This window comes from Rubrimonas cliftonensis (assembly GCF_900107585.1).
GTDB lineage: Bacteria > Pseudomonadota > Alphaproteobacteria > Rhodobacterales > Rhodobacteraceae > Rubrimonas > Rubrimonas cliftonensis.
In genome coordinates this window covers 25,298-42,999 of the sequence record NZ_FNQM01000016.1, presented here as the reverse complement: position 1 = coordinate 42,999, position 17,702 = coordinate 25,298, and the positions used below count along the sequence as shown (strand labels likewise).

General features: G+C 67.0%; 13 protein-coding genes and 1 other RNA gene. 5 read left to right on the top strand and 9 right to left on the bottom strand.

Going from position 1 to position 17,702, the window contains the following annotated elements; all coding sequences use genetic code 11:
* Position 1 precedes the first annotated feature (1 nt).
* Positions 2–1,489, top strand: coding sequence for an antiviral reverse transcriptase Drt5 (gene drt5 / locus BLW43_RS17855; protein WP_093255534.1), 1,488 nt, complete (start codon positions 2–4; stop codon positions 1,487–1,489).
* 75 nt (positions 1,490–1,564) lie between these two features.
* Here the strand turns inward: drt5 and gltB are convergent, their stop codons facing one another.
* The 3 genes from gltB to BLW43_RS17840 all read right to left on the bottom strand — a co-directional run bounded on the left by gltB (position 1,565) and on the right by BLW43_RS17840 (position 8,343).
* Positions 1,565–6,160, bottom strand: coding sequence for a glutamate synthase large subunit (gene gltB / locus BLW43_RS17850; RefSeq protein WP_093255533.1), 4,596 nt, complete (start codon positions 6,158–6,160; stop codon positions 1,565–1,567).
* Positions 6,161–6,225: 65 nt separating this feature from the next.
* On the bottom strand, positions 6,226–6,672 hold the full coding sequence (locus BLW43_RS17845) for a GFA family protein (RefSeq protein WP_093255532.1): 447 nt from the start codon (positions 6,670–6,672) through the stop codon (positions 6,226–6,228).
* Positions 6,673–6,903: 231 nt separating this feature from the next.
* On the bottom strand, positions 6,904–8,343 hold the full coding sequence (locus BLW43_RS17840) for an NAD(P)-dependent oxidoreductase (RefSeq protein ID WP_245731114.1): 1,440 nt from the start codon (positions 8,341–8,343) through the stop codon (positions 6,904–6,906).
* 171 nt (positions 8,344–8,514) lie between these two features.
* Between BLW43_RS17840 and BLW43_RS17835 the strand changes: the two genes are divergently transcribed.
* Positions 8,515–9,318, top strand: coding sequence for an undecaprenyl-diphosphate phosphatase (locus BLW43_RS17835; RefSeq protein WP_093255531.1), 804 nt, complete (start codon positions 8,515–8,517; stop codon positions 9,316–9,318).
* A gap of 14 nt (positions 9,319–9,332) precedes the next feature.
* On the opposite strand, the gene BLW43_RS17830 is transcribed toward BLW43_RS17835, so the two are convergent.
* Positions 9,333–10,331, bottom strand: a complete 999-nt coding sequence (locus BLW43_RS17830) for a complex I NDUFA9 subunit family protein (RefSeq protein WP_093255530.1) — start codon at positions 10,329–10,331, stop codon at positions 9,333–9,335.
* 153 nt (positions 10,332–10,484) lie between these two features.
* On the opposite strand from BLW43_RS17830, the gene ssrA reads away from it, so the two are divergent.
* Together ssrA and BLW43_RS17820 are read left to right on the top strand one after the other, a co-directional pair.
* Positions 10,485–10,835, top strand: a transfer-messenger RNA (tmRNA) gene (ssrA, locus tag BLW43_RS17825).
* 97 nt (positions 10,836–10,932) lie between these two features.
* The gene (locus BLW43_RS17820; RefSeq protein WP_425441192.1) at positions 10,933–11,418 is read left to right on the top strand and encodes an SspB family protein; all 486 of its coding nucleotides are present in this window, start codon (positions 10,933–10,935) and stop codon (positions 11,416–11,418) included.
* Positions 11,419–11,528: 110 nt separating this feature from the next.
* On the opposite strand, the gene dnaJ is transcribed toward BLW43_RS17820, so the two are convergent.
* Positions 11,529–12,680: a molecular chaperone DnaJ gene (gene dnaJ, locus BLW43_RS17815; RefSeq protein ID WP_093255526.1), complete on the bottom strand. Its 1,152-nt coding sequence runs from the start codon at positions 12,678–12,680 to the stop codon at positions 11,529–11,531.
* An 89-nt stretch (positions 12,681–12,769) separates the two neighbouring features.
* Positions 12,770–14,680 (bottom strand): molecular chaperone DnaK, encoded by a 1,911-nt coding sequence (gene dnaK, locus BLW43_RS17810; RefSeq protein ID WP_093255525.1) that lies wholly within the window; start codon positions 14,678–14,680, stop codon positions 12,770–12,772.
* 220 nt (positions 14,681–14,900) lie between these two features.
* Here dnaK and BLW43_RS17805 point away from each other — a divergent pair, with 220 nt between their 5' ends.
* Positions 14,901–15,524 carry an alpha-ketoglutarate-dependent dioxygenase AlkB family protein gene (locus BLW43_RS17805; RefSeq protein WP_093255524.1) on the top strand — a complete coding sequence of 208 codons (624 nt, stop codon included), beginning with the start codon at positions 14,901–14,903 and terminating at the stop codon, positions 15,522–15,524.
* A 95-nt stretch (positions 15,525–15,619) separates the two neighbouring features.
* Here BLW43_RS17805 and BLW43_RS17800 read toward each other — a convergent pair whose 3' ends face one another.
* The 3 genes from BLW43_RS17800 to atpD are packed head-to-tail and all read right to left on the bottom strand — an operon-like array spanning position 15,620 to position 17,701.
* On the bottom strand, positions 15,620–15,850 hold the full coding sequence (locus BLW43_RS17800) for a DUF2798 domain-containing protein (RefSeq protein WP_093255522.1): 231 nt from the start codon (positions 15,848–15,850) through the stop codon (positions 15,620–15,622).
* Between the two features lie 22 nt (positions 15,851–15,872).
* Positions 15,873–16,268 carry an ATP synthase F1 subunit epsilon gene (atpC, locus tag BLW43_RS17795; RefSeq protein WP_245731113.1) on the bottom strand — a complete coding sequence of 132 codons (396 nt, stop codon included), beginning with the start codon at positions 16,266–16,268 and terminating at the stop codon, positions 15,873–15,875.
* Positions 16,269–16,282: 14 nt separating this feature from the next.
* The gene (gene atpD / locus BLW43_RS17790) at positions 16,283–17,701 is read right to left on the bottom strand and encodes a F0F1 ATP synthase subunit beta (RefSeq protein ID WP_093255521.1); all 1,419 of its coding nucleotides are present in this window, start codon (positions 17,699–17,701) and stop codon (positions 16,283–16,285) included.
* Position 17,702 lies beyond the last annotated feature (1 nt).

The following is a 17,702-nucleotide window of genomic DNA, read 5'->3' as shown; positions in this document are numbered from 1 at the left end:
CATGGTGAATACGTCTGGCACAGTAAATTTCTACAACAATGACTTTATGCGGACTCTCTTCCCCTTAAAGACTGGCAAAATACTCATAGAGACTGGTTCAGCTGAAATTTTCGCTTATATTGGCGATTGCATAAGCACAAACAGCAATCTAAATCGAACCTTTCTACCGCAGACGAGGGCATATGCTGCAAAGGTCGGCAATCACCTCCGCCGCACTGTCAAATTAGATCCCGTAGCCGAGCTATTTCTATACGATTTGTCATACCGAAACCGCAGCAAGTTTCGCGCCCCATTTAAAGATCACAAGAAACATTTTGGCTATCGATTCGAGAACGGTGAACCAATAAGTGCAACGGATTCATACTCAGGGTTTAAGGGGGCAATATCGGATTACCGCAGCCTCTATCAACACAATCTCAGTTTTGATGTAGCATCGTTCTTTAATTCAATCTACCACCACGATCTTGTGTCTTGGATGGCCACAATTGGGGCGGATGAGCAGGACTATCATGCCTTCGGAAAATTCCTACGAGAAACAAATTCTGGCCGATCGATTGATTGCCTTCCGCAAGGAATCTATCCGGCCAAAATGATTGGCAATGATTTTTTGCGCTACATTGAACAATATTCATCACTGAGATCTCCAGCAATATTACGATTTATGGATGACTTTGTTCTATTTTCTGATAACGAGGACCATCTATGGGAAGATTTCTATACTATTCAAAAACTTCTTGGCGATAAAGGGCTTAGTGTCAACCCAACAAAGACAAAGTTTGGGGCTCAAAGCCACGTTGACATGGAGAACAATGTCAGCGAGGTAAAGGCTAAACTCCTGAAAAAACGGCGCTTTTTGATGACCACCTATACAGATGACGGTGGTGAGGAAATCACAGAAATGCACTCGGAAGAGGAATTGTCGCCCGAAGAAATTGGCTTTGTGAGGGAGTTGTTGAGCGCGTCCCATATTGAGGAAGAGGACGCGGAGCTTATATTAAGCATTTTTAAAGATTATCCGAATGAGGTGATGCCGCATCTTCCGACCATTGCGACGCGATATCCCCACTTGGCAAAAAATATTTGGAGCTTTTGCAGGCACGTCGATGATGATGAATTCATCGAGTATCTGTGCTCACAACTGCTTGACCTGCAATCAACGCAGGAGTATCAACTATTTTGGATTGGACAAATTCTCGAGGATTACTTGCTAGATAGCCCGTCTGCCCCGAATATTATAGATCAAGCAATGAACCACAAAAATGCTTCATATATCTCCAAAGCAAAGATTCTAGAAATCCCGGATTCACGGTATGGCTTGACTGAAATGCGCGACAGCCATCTTGGAGCTGGACGATCTGATTGGCTGGCGTGGGCAAGTGCTGTCGGACACCGCCACCTTCCAGCAATATCAAGAAATCATAAGCTCAGCTACTTTGCCAATTCTTCATCGATGAACAATCTTATTCACAGTATACTACAAAAGGTTTAACGAGTTAAAATACTCGCGCCAGCACTGCGCTGTGCTGTGGATACTGGAGGGGCTCTAACCCCCTCCATCTCTTCTTCACTCCCCGGCCAACACCGCCTTACCCTCATCGCTCAACGGCGCCGCCAGCCGCCCGACCATCTCCTTCGGGCACACCTGCACGAAGCGCCCGCGCGCCTCGTCCCAGGTGCGCAGCAGCTCCTTGGCGCGGGGGCTGGCGGTCTCCTTCGCGTGGCGCTCCACGAGGGCCTTCAGCACGCCCTCCCAGTGCGCCGAGGCGAGGCCCTGCCACACCACGTTCTCGGGGTTCACGCGCTCCTCGAACTCGCCCTTCTCGTCCCAGATGAAGGCCATGCCGCCGGTCATCCCGGCGCCGAAATTGTCGCCCACCGAGCCGAGGATCACGGCGACGCCGCCGGTCATGTACTCGCAGCCGTTCGAGCCGCAGCCCTCCACCACCACGTCGGCGCCGGAGTTGCGCACGCAGAACCGCTCGCCCGCCTGCCCGCTCGCGAACAGCGAGCCGGCGGTCGCCCCATACAGCACCGTATTGCCGATGATGGTGTTTTCATGCGGGACGAGCGGAGAGTTCAGCGGCGGCCGCACCACGATGGTCGCCCCCGAAAGCCCCTTGCCGACATAGTCGTTCGCGTCGCCCTGCACGACGAGCTTCAGCCCCGGCGCCCCGAACGCCCCGAGCGACTGCCCCGCCGAGCCGGCGAGGTTCACCGTCAGGTGCGCCGGCTGCAGCCCGTTCTCCCGCATCCCGAAGCGCCGCACGATGTGGGACGACACTCGCGTGCCGATGGTGCGGTCTGTGTTGCGCACCGTGTAGCTCAGCTGCATCTTCTCGCGGTCCACGAGGAAGGGCTGCGCGTCGGCGACGATGCGGGCGTCGAGCGTGTCGGGCACCTGCACGCGGGGCTTGTTGAGCGGGTAGCTCGCCGTCGCGCCCTCGTCCACCCGCACCAGCATCGGGTTGAGGTCGAGGTCGTCGAGATGCGCCGCGCCGCGCGACACCTGCGCCAGCAGGTCGGCCCGGCCGATGATCTCCTCAAGGCTCCGCGCGCCGATGGAGGCGAGGATGTCCCGCACCTCCTGCGCGATGAAGGTGAAGAGGTTCACCACCTTGTCGGCGTTGCCGGTGAATTTTTCGCGCAAGGCGGGGTCCTGCGTGCAGACGCCGACGGGGCAGGTGTTGCTCTGGCACTGGCGCACCATGATGCAGCCCATCGCCACCAGCGCCGCGGTGCCGATGCCGTACTCCTCCGCCCCCATCATCGCCGCGATGACGATGTCCCGGCCCGTCCGCAGCCCACCATCGGTGCGCAGCGTCACCCGCTCGCGCAGCTTGTTGAGGGTGAGCACCTGATGCGCCTCGGTCAGCCCCATCTCCCAGGGGAGCCCGGCGTACTTGATGGAGGTCTGCGGGCTGGCGCCCGTGCCGCCGTTGTGGCCGGCGATCAGGATGACGTCCGCCTTCGCCTTCGCCACCCCCGCCGCGATGGTGCCGACGCCGGAGCTCGACACCAGCTTCACGCACACCTTGGCGTCGGGGTTGATCTGCTTGAGGTCGTAGATGAGCTGCGCGAGGTCCTCGATGGAATAGATGTCGTGGTGCGGCGGCGGCGAGATCAGCGTCACCCCGGGCGTGGAGTGGCGCAGCTTCGCGATCATCTCCGTCACCTTGAAGCCGGGCAGCTGCCCGCCCTCGCCGGGCTTGGCTCCTTGGGCGACCTTGATCTCCAGCTCGCGGCAGTTGTTGAGGTATTCGGCCGTCACGCCGAAGCGCCCCGACGCGACCTGCTTGATCTTGGCCGACGGGTTGTCGCCGTTCGGCTCGGGGTGGAAGTGCCTGGGGTCCTCGCCGCCCTCGCCGCTGTCCGACTTCGCGCCGATCCGGTTCATCGCGACGTTCAGCGTCTTGTGCGCCTCGGGCGAGAGCGCGCCGAGGCTCATGCCCGGCGTCACGAAGCGCTTGCGGATCGAGGTGATGCTCTCGACCTCGTCGATCGCCACCGCCTCGCCCTTCGCCTTGAAGTCGAGCAGGTCGCGCAGGTGGATCGGCGGCAGCGCGCGCATCGCCTCGGAATACTGCCGGAACACCGCATGGTCGCCGGTGTCGCAGGCGCGCTGCAGGGTGTGGATCGGGTTGGCCTGCCACGCATGGGTCTCGCCCGAGCGGCGATACTTGTAGATGCCGCCGATGGGCAGCGCCTCGACGCCCTCGCGGAACGCCTTGGCGTGGACCTCGATCGCCTTGCGCTGCAGCCCCGCCAGCCCGATGCCCGAGATGCGGGAGATCATGCCGGGGAAATACTCCGCCACCACGGCGCGGCTCAGCCCCACCGCCTCGAAGTTCATGCCGCCGCGATAGCTGGAGACCACCGAGATCCCCATCTTCGACATGATCTTGAGCAGGCCCTGGTTGACCGCCTCGCGGAACTTCTCCACCGCCTGCTCCACCGTGCCGTCGAGCAGCCCCTTCTCGACGCGGGCGCGGATGCTCTCCTGCGCGAGATAGGCGTTGACCGTGGTGGCGCCGCAGCCCACCAGCACTGCGAAGTAATGCGGGTCGATGCACTCCGCCGAGCGCACGTTGAGCGAGCAGAACGTCCGCAGCCCCTGCCGCGTCAGCCAGGTGTGCACGGCGGAGGTCGCTAGAATCATCGGCATGCCGACCTTCTCCGGCCCCACCCGCTCGTCGGTCAGCACCAGATGCCCGACGCCGGCGCGCACGGCTTCCTCAGCTTCGCGCCGCACCCGCTCCAGCCCGCGGCGCAGCGCATCGGGCTCGCCGTCGGAGGGGAAGGTGCAGTCGATCAAGCGCAGGCTGTCCTCGGTCGCCGCCGTCATCGCGTCGAACTGGCCGTTGGAGACCACCGGGCTCTCGATGGTGAGGATCTCGGTCTGGCTGGAGTTCTGGTCCAGCACGTTCTTGAGGTTGCCGAACCGGGTCTTGAGGCTCATCACCCGGCTTTCGCGCAGACTGTCGATCGGCGGATTCGTCACCTGGCTGAAGTTCTGCCGGAAGACATGGCTCAGCGGCCGGTAGCGGTCGCTCAGCACCGCAACGGGCGTGTCGTCGCCCATCGAGCCGATGGCTTCCTTGGCGTCCTCCGCCATAGGATGCAGGATCGTCTCCAGCTCCTCGATGGAGTAGCCGGCGGCGATCTGGCGGCGGCGCAGCTCCTCCGGCTGGAACAGCGCCGGTTCGCGCAGATCCTTGAGCTGCGCCTCGATGTCGGTGACCTTCTCGGTCCACTCGTCGAAGGGCTGCGACTTGGCGAGTTCGTTCTTAAGCTCGAAATCATGCAGCAGCAGGCCGCGCTCCATGTCGACGCCGAGCATCTGGCCCGGGCCGAGGCGGCCCTTCTCGATCACGCCGGCCTCGTCCACCGGGACCATGCCGATCTCGCTGCCGGCGATCACCAGCCCGTCGCCGGTCACGACATAGCGCAGCGGGCGCAGGCCGTTGCGGTCGAGCCCGGCGATCACCCAGCGCCCGTCGGTGGCGCAGATCGCCGCCGGCCCGTCCCAGGGCTCCATCACGGCGTTGGAATAGGCGTACATCGCGCGCCACGCCTCGGGCATGACGGTCGCGGAGTTGCTCCACGCCTCGGGGATCAGCATGGTCTTGGCCATCGGCGCGTTGCGCCCGGCGCGCACCATCACCTCGAACACCGCGTCGAGCGCGGCGCTGTCGCTGGAGCCCTGCCCGACGATCGGCTTGATCTCCTCGGCCAGCTCCCCGAAGGACGAGGACGCCATGCGGATCTCGTGGCTCTTCATCCAGTTCAGGTTGCCCTTGAGCGTGTTGATCTCGCCGTTGTGGGCGAGCATGCGGAAGGGCTGCGCCAGCCACCACTGCGGGAAGGTGTTGGTGCTGTAGCGCTGGTGGTAGATCGCGAAGGCGCTGACGAAGCGCGCGTCCTGCAGGTCGGGGTAGAACTCCGCCACCTGCTCGGCGAGCATCATGCCCTTGTAGATGATCGAGCGGCAGGACAGCGAGCAGACGTAGAAGCCCGAGACCTGCGCCGCCGCCACAGCCTTTTCGATGCGGCGGCGGATGACGTAAAGCTCGCGCTCGAAGGTCTCCTCGTCGACGTCCTTGCTGTTGCCTATCAGGATCTGCTCGATCTCCGGCCGCGTCGTGTTGGCCTTCTCGCCGAGCACGGCGACATTCACCGGCGCCTGCCGCCAGCCGTAGATGTAGTAGCCCAGCCGCAGCACCTCGGTTTCGACGATGGTGCGGCAGGTCTCCTGCGCGCCGAGGTCGGCGCGGGGCAGGAAGATCATTCCCACCGCGACGGTCTCTTCGCCCGGCTCGTGGCCCGTGCGGCGGATCTGGTCCTGGAAGAAGCCGACCGGGATCTGCACATGGATGCCGGCGCCGTCGCCAGTCTTGCCGTCCGCGTCCACCGCGCCGCGATGCCAGATCGCCTTCAGCGCGTTGATCCCGTGCTCCACCACCTGCCGCCGGGGCGTTCCGTCCACCGCCACCACGAAGCCGACGCCGCAGGAGGCGTGCTCGTATTCGGTGCGGTACATGCCGGTATCGTTGAGCCGCGCGGCCGTCGCCTCGTAATCGGCGCCCCAGTCGGCGCCGTGCTTGTCCGCGCCGTGCTTTTCGGCCGGAACGGGAGAGGTGCTGCGGTTCTCGAAATCGGTCATGGCGTCTCTCCTTCGGTCGGCGCCGCAGAATGCGCGGGCGCCGCAGTCCAACTTCTCGCGGCGCGTCAGCCCTGCTGCGCGCCGGTGAACATCGCTTCCGCCTCGGCGCTGGTCAGTCGCGGCGTATCGTCGGCGAATTCGTAGAAACCCGGCTTGTCGTCCACGAAGACGTGGCTCGCGATCACAAGTCCAGCGGCGCTGTCGAGTGAGCCCGCCGCGGGAAGCGTCTCGCCCGTCTCCTTCATGCGCCACATGAGGTTGGAGCCGCAGCGCGAGCAGAAGCCGCGCTCGCCCCAGTCGCTGCTGCCATACCAGCGCAGCATGCCCTCGGCGTCGCTCACGGCGACCGCGCCGACGCCGTGCAGCGCCATCACCGGGCCGCCCGTCTGGCGCCGGCACATGCCGCAATGGCAGAGCGAGACGTGATGAGCCGGCTTCTCCAGCGTGTAGCGCACCGCGCCGCACAGGCAGCCGCCCTGCGTCGCGCCCTCTGCCACCTCGTTCGCCGCCATCGCGCCCTCCCGCGCTCCTGATCCGTCAGCCTCGCGAAGCAGCGCGCGGCTGACGGATTGCTAGCATTCTCGACCGGAACGCCGGAAACGTCTCGTTCAACCTTCAGGTCAGCGACGTTGACCCGAAGCCTTGACGCTTCTTCAACGCGCCGCCTGAGTGTTGCCCGACAGTTACAGCGCTCGGCACCCGGAAAAGCCCCGAAACGGGGCGTTTTCGGGGCTGTCGCTCGCCTACTCCGCCGCCACCCGGGCGGCGGACTGCGTCGTCAGCCGGCGCGCGATGGCATCCGCCGCCTCGCGCCCGTCGCGGATCGCCCAGACCACCAGCGAGGCCCCGCGCACGATGTCGCCCGCCGCATACACGCCCGGCAGCGACGTCTCCTTGGTGCGGAAATCGGCCTTCACGGTGCCCCAGCGGCTCACCTCCAGGCCCTCGACGCCCCACATCCGCACGAGATCCTCGGGCTCGAAGCCGAGCGCCTTGATCGCCAGATCGCAGGGCAGCGTCTCCTCCGAGCCGGGGATCTCCTCCGGCGACTGCCGCCCGGTCACGTCGGGCGGACCGAGCCGCATCCGCACCGCCCTGACGCCGCTCACCCGGTTCTCGCCGACGAAAGCCTTTGGCGCGGAGAGCCACACGAACTCCACGCCTTCCTCCTCGGCGTTCTGCACTTCGCGCTGGCTGCCCGGCATGTTGGCGCGGTCGCGGCGATAAAGGCACTTCACCGACTTCGCGCCCTGCCGCACGGCGGTGCGCACGCAGTCCATCGCCGTGTCGCCGCCGCCGATGACGACCACATCCTTGCCCTCGGCGTTGAGCGTGCCGTCCTCGTATTCGGGCACGCGGTCGCCGAAGCTCTTGCGATTGCTCGCGATCAGGTAGTCGAGCGCCGGCGCGATGCCGTTCAGCCCCGCCCCCGGCCCGCCGATGTCGCGCGCCTTGTAGACGCCGGTCGCGATCAGCACTGCCTCGTGCTTGTCGCGGATCGCCTCGAAGGCGAGATCCTCGCCGATGGAGCAGTCGAGCCGGAACGAGACGCCGCCCGCCCGCAACTGCTCGATGCGGCGCATCACGATGTCCTTCTCCAGCTTGAAGCCGGGGATGCCGTAGGTAAGCAGGCCGCCGGCGCGGTCGTGCCGGTCGTAGACATGCACCTGGAAGCCCTTGCGCCGCAGCGCGTCCACCGCCGAAAGCCCGGCCGGGCCGGCGCCGATCACCGCCACGCTCTCGGGGAGCTCCTGCGCAGGGTCGATCGGCTCCCACCACCCTTCCGCATAGGCGGTGTCGGTGATGTGCTTCTCGATGGCGCCGATCGTCACCGTGCCGTGGCCGGACTGCTCGATGACGCAGGAGCCCTCGCAGAGCCGGTCCTGCGGGCAGATGCGGCCGCATATCTCGGGAAACGTGTTGGTCGCCTGCGAAATCTCGTAAGCCTCGCGCAGCCGCCCCTCGGCGGTCAGCTTCAGCCAGTCGGGAATGTTGTTGTGCAGCGGGCAGTGGGACTGGCAAAAGGGAATGCCGCACTGGCTGCACCGCGCCGCCTGGTCCGCAGCCTTCCCGGCGGCGTAGTCGCGGTAGATTTCGTCGAAGTCGCGCGACCTGTCGTCTGCGGCGCGCTTCTCTGGCGTCTCACGGTCAAGGCTGACGAATTTGAGCATCTTCTGGACCATGCCGAACCTCCCCCTGAGCCTCCTGCGCCTGATACTCCAGCATGCCCCTCATGAAAAGTCAGCAGTGTTGACTTTTTATGCCCTGTCGCCGCCTTCGCGGCGGATCGTCGGGCTCGCCTTCGCAAAAATAATGTCAGCAATACTGCCTCTTATATCCACCACCGGTGCCCCATGACCCTCCTGACACTCTCGATTCTCGCCGTGATTCAAGGGATTACCGAATTCCTGCCGATCAGTTCGTCAGCGCACCTGATCCTATTCCCCGCGCTCACCGGCGAACATGATCAGGGCCTGATGATCGACGGCGCGGTGCATGTCGGCACGCTCGCGGCCGTGGTGCTCTATTTCCGTAGCGAGACCGCCGCGCTGCTGCGGGGAACGCTGCTGCTGCTGCGCGGCGACTGGAAGGCCGACGAGGCGCGGCTCGCATGGCTGCTCGCGGTCGCGACGGTTCCGGTGGTGATCGTCGGCGCCGCCATCGCGGCGCTCGACCTCGCCGACGCCCTGCGGTCTGTCGAACTCATCGCCTGGACCACGCTGATCTGGGCAGCTGCGCTCTGGCTCGCCGACCAGTTCGCCCCGATGAAGCGGGAGTTCTGGGGCTGGCGCCTGCCCGACGCGATGGCGATGGGACTGGCGCAGGCGCTATCGCTGCTGCCGGGCACCTCCCGCTCGGGCGTCACCTACACCGCCGCGCGCGCGCTCGGCTTCGGGCGGATCGAGTCGGCCCGGCTCGCGATGCTCATGTCGATCCCCGCCACCATCGCGGTCGGCGCCTACACCGGCGTGAAGATCGTGGAGTCCGGCGACGCCACGCTCGGTCTCGACGCCGTCATCGCCGGCGTTCTCAGCTTCGCCGCCGCGCTCGTGACCCTCATCTTCCTGATGCGGATGCTGCGCACCTGGTCGATGACGCCCTTCGTGCTCTACCGCCTCGCCCTCGGCGCGGCGCTGCTGTGGGTTGCCTATGGCTGACGGGCGCCCCCTTCTCAGCGCCCCGGGCCGCCCGGCGCGTCCTCGGTGATCCTGCTGTACTGGCCGTAGGGCCGATAGGCGTAGAGGTAGCTCTCCAGCACCGCCTCCATGGCCGTGGGCGACACGCCGAGATCGCCGAGGCCGCGTGCGCCTTCGGCCGCCACGTTGTCGCGCGAAAGCTGCAGCACCTGGTCCTTGGTGATCGGCGGCTCGAGGCCGACCAATGCGAGGTTCTGCAGCACCGCTCCCTGCAGCTTCGCCAGCGGGATCGGCAGGTCCACGATCATCCGCTTGCGGCGGATGATGCGCAGCATAAGCTCGATCAGTTCACGGAAGGTCGCGATGCGCGGCCCGCCGAGTTCATAGACGCCCGCCTGCGCCGCGCCGGTCGCCGCCGCCGCCACCGCGTCGGCGACGTCCTGCACATAGACCGGCTGGAACCGCGTCGCGCCGCCGACCAGGGGGATAACCGGAGAGATCTTCGCCATCGCGGCGAACCGGTTGAAGAACGCGTCCTCCGCCCCGAACACGATGGACGGCCGCAGCATCGTCGCCGACGGGAACGACTCCGCCGTCGCCCCCTCGCCCGCCGCCTTGCTGCGCGCATAGGCGCTCGGCGAACCCGCGTCGGCGCCGATGGCCGACACCAGCGCCAGCCGCTTCACCCCGAGTTCCGCGGCCAGCCGGGAGACGCGCGCGGGCCCCTCCGCCTGCACCGCCTCGAAGGTGTTGGCCCCGGCGTTGTAGAGCACGCCGACGCTGTAGACCGCCGCCGTCGCGCCCTCCAGCGCCCGCGCGCAGGAGGCGTCGTCGCGGATGTTGGCCTGGATCGGCGCAACCTGCCCGACCACGCCGTAGGGCTTCACGAACAGCGCCTCGTTCGGCCGGCGCACCGCCACGCGGACGCGCCAGCCCCGGCGAGCCATGGTCTGCGCGACATAGCGGCCGACGAAGCCGGAGCCGCCGAAGATCGTCACGATCGGCGCGTCGTCGAGTTCTGCGGCTGCGGCCATGTTCGCCTCTCCGATAAGCTGTGCTGCGCGTCGTGATAGACCGCCCGCGCGCCGGCCGCAAAGAACCAAGCGACGCGGCGCGACGGATTGTGGCGCACGGCCGCCCGGCCCCCGTGGCGCCGGGCGGGAAACCTTCGGCGGACAGGCCCGCGCCTACTTCACAAGCGCGCCCGGCGCGCCTATGTTCGTCGTGTTCCGGCAACGGGACTATGGCGATAAACGCGCGCGGAATAAGCGGTTCGGACCCGGGGGCGGTACCCGGCGGCTCCACCAACACCCGTTCATTGGCGGGAATGGGGCCGAAACAGGATCGACGGACGTGTAAAGGCGTTATGCTTTCGCTCGGTGGGATTCGCCGTTATCGGATCGAAAAGTACAGTTGCCAATGACAACCGTGCTCAGGTGGCCGTCGCTGCGTAATGCAGCGCCCAAACCTACTCTGAAGTCCTGAGGCTTAGCCGCTTCAGGCGGGGCCGCCGGCGCCTGGCAACAGAAGCCGGCACTTTCCCCAAGCAACCGCCGCACGAACCGCGCTGGGCATCTTCCGCCCCCGCCAGAATCGGCTATGGTCAGCCCAGATGGAGGGCGAGTGGCGATGGCCGTGAGCGGTTTCAATTACGGCAGACTGATGCAGCGGGCGATGCGCGGCCTGATGGCCGAGGTGCTGGGCGTCGTCGCGCGCCGGGGTCTGCCCGGCGGGCACCACTTCTTCATCACCTTCTCCACGACACATCCAGGCGTGGACGTGCCGGAGTGGCTCAAGGCGCAGTATCCCGAGGAACTCTCCATCGTGCTCCAGCACGAGTTCTCGGATCTCGCCGTCGCATCCGACCGCTTCTCGGTCACGCTCAGCTTCGCCGATCGCCTCGCGACGCTTGTCGTGCCGTTCGACGCGGTGACGACCTTCGCCGACCCCAGCGAGAATTTCGGCCTGCGATTCGACGAATCCGAAAGCCAGGAAGGGGGCGACGGCGACGGCGGCCCCGAGCGTCCCGGCCCGCGCCCCACGCCAGGCGGCCCGGGCGCGGATCGCCCCACCAGCGGCGAGGCCGAAGTCGTCCGCCTCGACACCTTCCGCAAGCGCTGAGCTGACGCACCCGGATCGACGCCGTTCACGGACTCGCTGCCGCACGGATTGCGGACGAACGCCGCACGGCGCAGACAGGCCGTGCGGCGCGCCGGGACGGGATGCGCGCCTCAGCCGCGCATCCCGTCCCAGAAATCCTTGACCTTGCTGAAGAAGTCCTTGCTGTCGGGAGAGTTGTCGCCGCCCGACTTCTCGAACTCCGCGAGCAGTTCCTTCTGGCGCGTCGACAGGTTCACCGGCGTCTCGATCAGCAGTTCGAGATAGAGGTCGCCATAGCGCCCGCCGCGCAGCTGCGGCATCCCCTTGCCCCGCAGCCTGAGCTGCTTGCCCGACTGGGAGCCGGCCGGGATCTTCACCCGGCTGCGGCCGCCGTCCAGCGTCGGCGCCTCGATCTCGCCGCCGAGCGCGGCGGTCGTCATCGGCACCGGGATGCGGCAGTGCAGGTCCATCCCCTCGCGGGTGAACAGGCGGTGCGCCGCGATCTCGATGAAGATGTAGAGGTCGCCCGGCGGCCCGCCGCGCAGGCCCGCCTCGCCCTCGCCGGCCAGGCGGATGCGCGTGCCGTCCTCCACGCCCATCGGGATCTGCACCTGCAGCGAGCGGTCCTTGCGCACGCGACCCGCGCCGGCGCAGGACGAGCAGGGGTTCTTCACGATCTGGCCGCGGCCGCCGCAGGTCGGGCAGGCGCGCTCGATCGTGAAGAAGCCCTGCTGCGCGCGAACCTTGCCCATGCCCTGACAGGTCGGGCAGGTCTGCGGCTGCGCGGCGCCCTCGCTGCCGGTGCCCTCGCAGGAGGCGCAGGCGACCGAGCCGGGCACGGTGATCGTGGTCTGCTTGCCGTTGAAGGCCTCCTCCAGCGAGATCGAGAGGTTGTAGCGCAGGTCCGCGCCCCGCGCCCGGCGCTGCCCGGCGCCGGGGCCGCTGCGGCGCTGGCCGGTGAACTCGCCGAACAGGTCGTCGAACACGTCGGAGAAGGCGGAGGCGAAGTCGGCCCCGCCCGGGCCCGCCTGCTGGCCGCGCGCGCCGCCCATGCCGCCTTCGAACGCGGCGTGGCCGAACCTGTCATAGGCGGCGCGCTTGTCCTTGTCGCGCAGCACCTCGTAGGCGGCGTTGGCGTCCTTGAACTTCGCCTCGGCCGTCGGGTCGTCCGCGTTGCGGTCGGGGTGGAGCTCCTTGGCGAGCTTGCGGTAGGCCTTCTTGATGTCCTCGTCCGACGCCGTGCGGGACACGCCCAGAACGTCATAGAAGTCGCGTTGCGCCATCTGTCCTCACTCGATGCCTTGGGGCCTCACGGTCGGCGGCCCCGTCCTGGGGACGGGGCCGCCTGTGGGCCGTCAGTGGGGCGCTGGGCTCACGCGTCGCGCTTCTTGTTCTCGTCGCGGACTTCCTCGAAATCCGCGTCGACCACGTCATCCTCCTTCGGCGTATCGCCGGCGTCGGCCCCCGGCTGCGCCTCGGCCTCGGCCTTGTAGATCGCCTCGCCGAGCTTCATCGACGCCTCCATGAGCGCCTGATGCTTCGCCTTGACGGCTTCGACGTCCTCGCCCTCGAGCGCGGTCCTGAGCTCGTCGCGGGCCGTCTCGATGGCCTTGCGCGTCGCCTCGTCGACCTTGTCGCCATGCTCCTTGAGCGACTTCTCGACCGAGTGGACCAGGCTTTCGGCGTTGTTGCGGGCCTCGACCATGGCGCGGCGCTGCTTGTCGGCCTCGGCGTTCTGCTCGGCCTCCTTCACCATGCGCTCGATGTCGTCGTCGCTCAGGCCGCCGGAGGCCTGGATGGTGATCTTCTGCTCCTTGCCGGTGCCCTTGTCCTTGGCCTGCACCGACACGATGCCGTTGGCGTCGATGTCGAAGGTAACCTCGATCTGCGGCACGCCGCGCGGCGCGGGTGGGATGTTCTCGAGATTGAACTGGCCGAGCATCTTGTTGTCGCTGGCCATCTCGCGCTCGCCCTGGAACACGCGGATCGTCACGGCGGACTGGTTGTCGTCGGCGGTCGAGAACACCTGGCTCTTTTTGGTGGGGATCGTCGTGTTGCGGTCGATCAGCCGGGTGAACACGCCGCCCAGCGTCTCGATGCCGAGGCTCAGCGGCGTCACGTCGAGCAGCACCACGTCCTTCACGTCGCCCTGCAGCACGCCGCCCTGGATCGCCGCGCCGAGCGCCACCACCTCGTCGGGGTTCACGCCGGTGTGGGGCTTCTTGCCGAAGAACTTCTCGACCTCGGCCACCACGCGGGGCATCCGCGTCATGCCGCCGACCAGCACCACCTCGTCGATCTCGCCCTTGGAGACGCCGGCATCCTTCAGCGCCTTCTCGCAGGGCTTCAGCGTCTTGAGGATCAGATCCTCGACGATCGTCTCCAGCTTGGCGCGGGACAGCTTCATCGCGATGTGCTTCGGCCCCGAGGCGTCGGCGGTGATGTAGGGCAGGTTGATCTCGGTCTGGGTGGCGGAGCTGAGCTCGATCTTGGCCTTCTCGGCGGCCTCCTTCAGCCGCTGCAGCGCGAGCTTGTCGCCGCGCAGGTCCATGCCGTTCTCTTTCTTGAACTCGTCGGCGAGATACTCGACGAGGCGCATGTCGAAATCCTCGCCGCCGAGGAAGGTGTCGCCGTTGGTCGACTTCACCTCGAACAGCCCGTCGTCGATCTCAAGCACGCTCACGTCGAAGGTGCCGCCGCCGAGGTCGTAGACCGCGATGGTCTTGCCGCCCTCCTTGTCGAGCCCATAGGCCAGCGCCGCTGCTGTCGGCTCGTTGATGATGCGCAGCACCTCAAGGCCCGCGATCTTGCCGGCGTCCTTCGTGGCCTGGCGCTGGGCGTCGTTGAAGTAGGCCGGCACGGTGATCACGGCCTTGTCGACGGTCTCGCCGAGATAGGCCTCCGCCGTCTCCTTCATCTTCTGCAGCACGAAGGCGGACACCTGGCTGGGCGAGTACTTCTCGCCGCGCGCCTGCACCCAGGCGTCGCCGTTCGGCCCCTCCACGATGTGGAACGGGACCATCGCCTTGTCCTTGTCGACCGTCGGATCGCTGTGGCGGCGCCCGATCAGGCGCTTGACGGCGAAGAGGGTGTTCTCGGCGTTGGTGACCGCCTGCCGCTTGGCAGGCTGGCCCACCAGCCGTTCGCCGCCGTCGGTGAAGGCGACCATGGAGGGCGTGGTGCGGGCCCCTTCCGCATTCTCGATCACCTTCGGCTGCGACCCGTCCATGACGGCGACGCAGGAGTTGGTGGTGCCGAGATCGATGCCGATGACTTTGGCCATGAAATGCTCTCCCAGTGGCGATTGCGGCGCCGGAGCCTCAGGCGCGGCCTCCGACGCTCATCCCTGAAGACCGGCGGCCGGCCGGCCTTCGCGAAGCTGTCGCGGATATATGGCGCGGCCCAGCGAGCCGCAAGCGCGCGAGGCCCCTCAATCGCCGCAGATTGCACCGGTTTTCGGCGCCGGGCTTGAAGGTTGGGGAGCGCGCCGGCATGGTCGCGCCATGGCCTGCCCCCTCGCTCCGCTGGACCTCAAGGGCGTCGCCGTCTGGCGCGGTCTGCTCGCGCCGGAAGCCCAGGAGGCGCTGGTGGCCGCCGTGCGCGGCGTCGCGGCGGAGGCCCCGCTGCTGCGCCCTGTCACGCCTTGGGGCAAGCCCATGACCGTGCGTATGACCTCGGCCGGCCGCGTCGGCTGGATCGTCTCCGGCGGCCGCTACCGCTACGCGACGGAGCATCCCGAGACGGGGCGCCCCTGGCCCGCCATCCCCGAACCCGCGCTGGCCGTCTGGCGCGCCGTCTCGGGCTGGGCGGGCGACCCGGACAGCATGCTCGTCAACTGGTACGGCGAGGGCGCCCGCATGGGCCTTCACCGCGACGCCAACGAGAACGCCTATGAGGCGCCCGTCGTCTCGGTCTCGCTCGGCGACCCCGGCCTCTTCCGCGTCGGCGGGCCGCGGCGGGAGGACGCCACCGCCTCGCTCTGGCTGGAGAGCGGCGACGTCGCGGTGATGGGCGGCGCGGCGCGGCTCGCCTATCACGGGGTCGACCGCATCCGCTTCGGCACCTCGCGGCTGCTGGCCGGCGGCGGGCGGCTCAACCTCACCTTCCGCGTGGTGAGCGACGTATAGCTCCGTCCGGCGCGACCGGCGTCGAAGTCGTCGTTCCATCGGGGCTCAAAGCCGGTCGGCCGCAGGCGGCCGCAGCCGCGACAGGCCGTGAGGGCTCAGCCTTCCGGCGCCCGCGTCAACCGCGCGACGAGGCGGCGCACGAGCGGGGCTACGACCAGCACGACGGGAAAGGCGACGCTCCAGCTCATCAGCCATGACGCGAGCCACAACTGCGGAAACGCCTCCGACAGACCCGCCGCCCGCGCCGTCGCGACGCCGGAGACGATCAGCGACATCAGCCCCGAGAGCAGGAGCCCGAACAGCGCCGGGGCGTAGCGCGGGTGCACTTTCCCCGGCTCCCGCGGTCCGTCAGGCCCCGTGGGCCTGCAGCGCGGTGCGGTAGTCGTTGACCAGCAGCGCCGCTGCGGCCTTGCCAGCCTCCGGTGCCGCCGCAAGCGCGGCCTCGGCCTCGGAGAGCCGCTCGTCGAGGAACGCGCGCGTCAGCTCACCCTTCGGCACCGCCTGTTCGGCGAGCACCGAGACCGCCTCCTGCGAGACCTCGGCGAAGCCGCCCGTCACGAAATACTCGTCGGCCTTGCCGCCGGCGTGGATCGCGACGATCCCCGGCCGCAGGGTGGAGAGGAAGGGCGCGTGCCCCGGCAGGGCGGTGAACTCGCCCATCATGCCGGGAAGCTGCGCCATGTCGGCGTCGACGGAGGCGAGCATGCGCTCCGGCGACACGAGATCGACCTTGATGCTCGCCATGATCAATCCGCCCCTTACGCCGCTTCGGCGGCCATGCGCTGGGCCTTCTCGATCACGCTGTCGATGTCGCCGACCATGTAGAAGGCGGCTTCCGGCAGGTGGTCGAACTCGCCCTCGCAGACGCGCTTGAAGCTGTCGATGGTCTTCTCCAGCGGCACCTGCACGCCGGGCGAGCCGGTGAACACCTGCGCCACGTCGAAAGGCTGGGAGAGGAAGCGCTGGATCTTCCGGGCGCGCGCCACGGTCAGCTTGTCCTCTTCCGACAGCTCGTCCATGCCGAGGATGGCGATGATGTCCTGCAGCGACTTGTAGCGCTGGAGGATGCCCTGCACGGCGCGGGCGGTGTTGTAGTGCTCCTCGCCGATCACCGCGGGGTCGAGCAGGCGCGAGGTCGAGTCGAGCGGGTCGACCGCCGGGTAGATGCCGAGCTCGGAGATCGCGCGGTTGAGCACGGTCGTCGCGTCGAGGTGGGCGAAGGAGGTCGCGGGCGCGGGGTCGGTGAGGTCGTCTGCCGGCACGTAGATCGCCTGCACCGAGGTGATCGAGCCGCGGTTGGTCGAGGTGATGCGCTCCTGAAGCTGCCCCATGTCGGTGGCCAGCGTCGGCTGGTAGCCCACCGCCGACGGGATGCGGCCGAGAAGCGCCGACACCTCGGAGCCCGCCTGCGTGAAGCGGAAGATGTTGTCCACGAAGAACAGCACGTCGGTGCCGGACTGGTCGCGGAACTGCTCGGCCAGCGTCAGGCCGGTCAGCGCGACGCGCGCGCGGGCGCCCGGCGGCTCGTTCATCTGGCCGTAGACCAGCGCCACCTTCGACTCCTCGAGCTTGTCGATGTTGATGACGCCCGACTCGATGAACTCGTGGTAGAGGTCGTTGCCCTCACGCGTCCGCTCGCCGACGCCGGCGAACACCGAGTAGCCCGAGTGCACCTTGGCGATGTTGTTGATCAGCTCCTGGATGAGCACGGTCTTGCCCACGCCGGCGCCGCCGAACAGGCCGATCTTGCCGCCCTTGGCGTAGGGCGCGAGCAGGTCGATCACCTTGATGCCCGTGACCAGCACTTCCGAGGTGGTGGACTGAGCCTCGAAGCTCGGCGCCGGCTGGTGGATCGCACGGCGCTCCGTCGCGACGACCTCGCCCTTCTCGTCGATCGGGTCGCCGATGACGTTCATGATGCGGCCCAGCGTGCCGTCGCCCACCGGCACCGTGATCGGGCCGCCGGTGTCGGTCACTTCCTGACCGCGCACCAGGCCCTCGGTGCTGTCCATCGCGATGGCGCGCACGGTGTTTTCGCCGAGATGCTGCGCCACCTCGAAGACGATGCGGCCGTTGTTGTCCGCCTCGAGCGCGTTGAGAATCGCCGGCAGATGCCCGTCGAACTGAACGTCGACCACCGCGCCGATGACCTGCTTGATTTTCCCGACCTGGGCCATG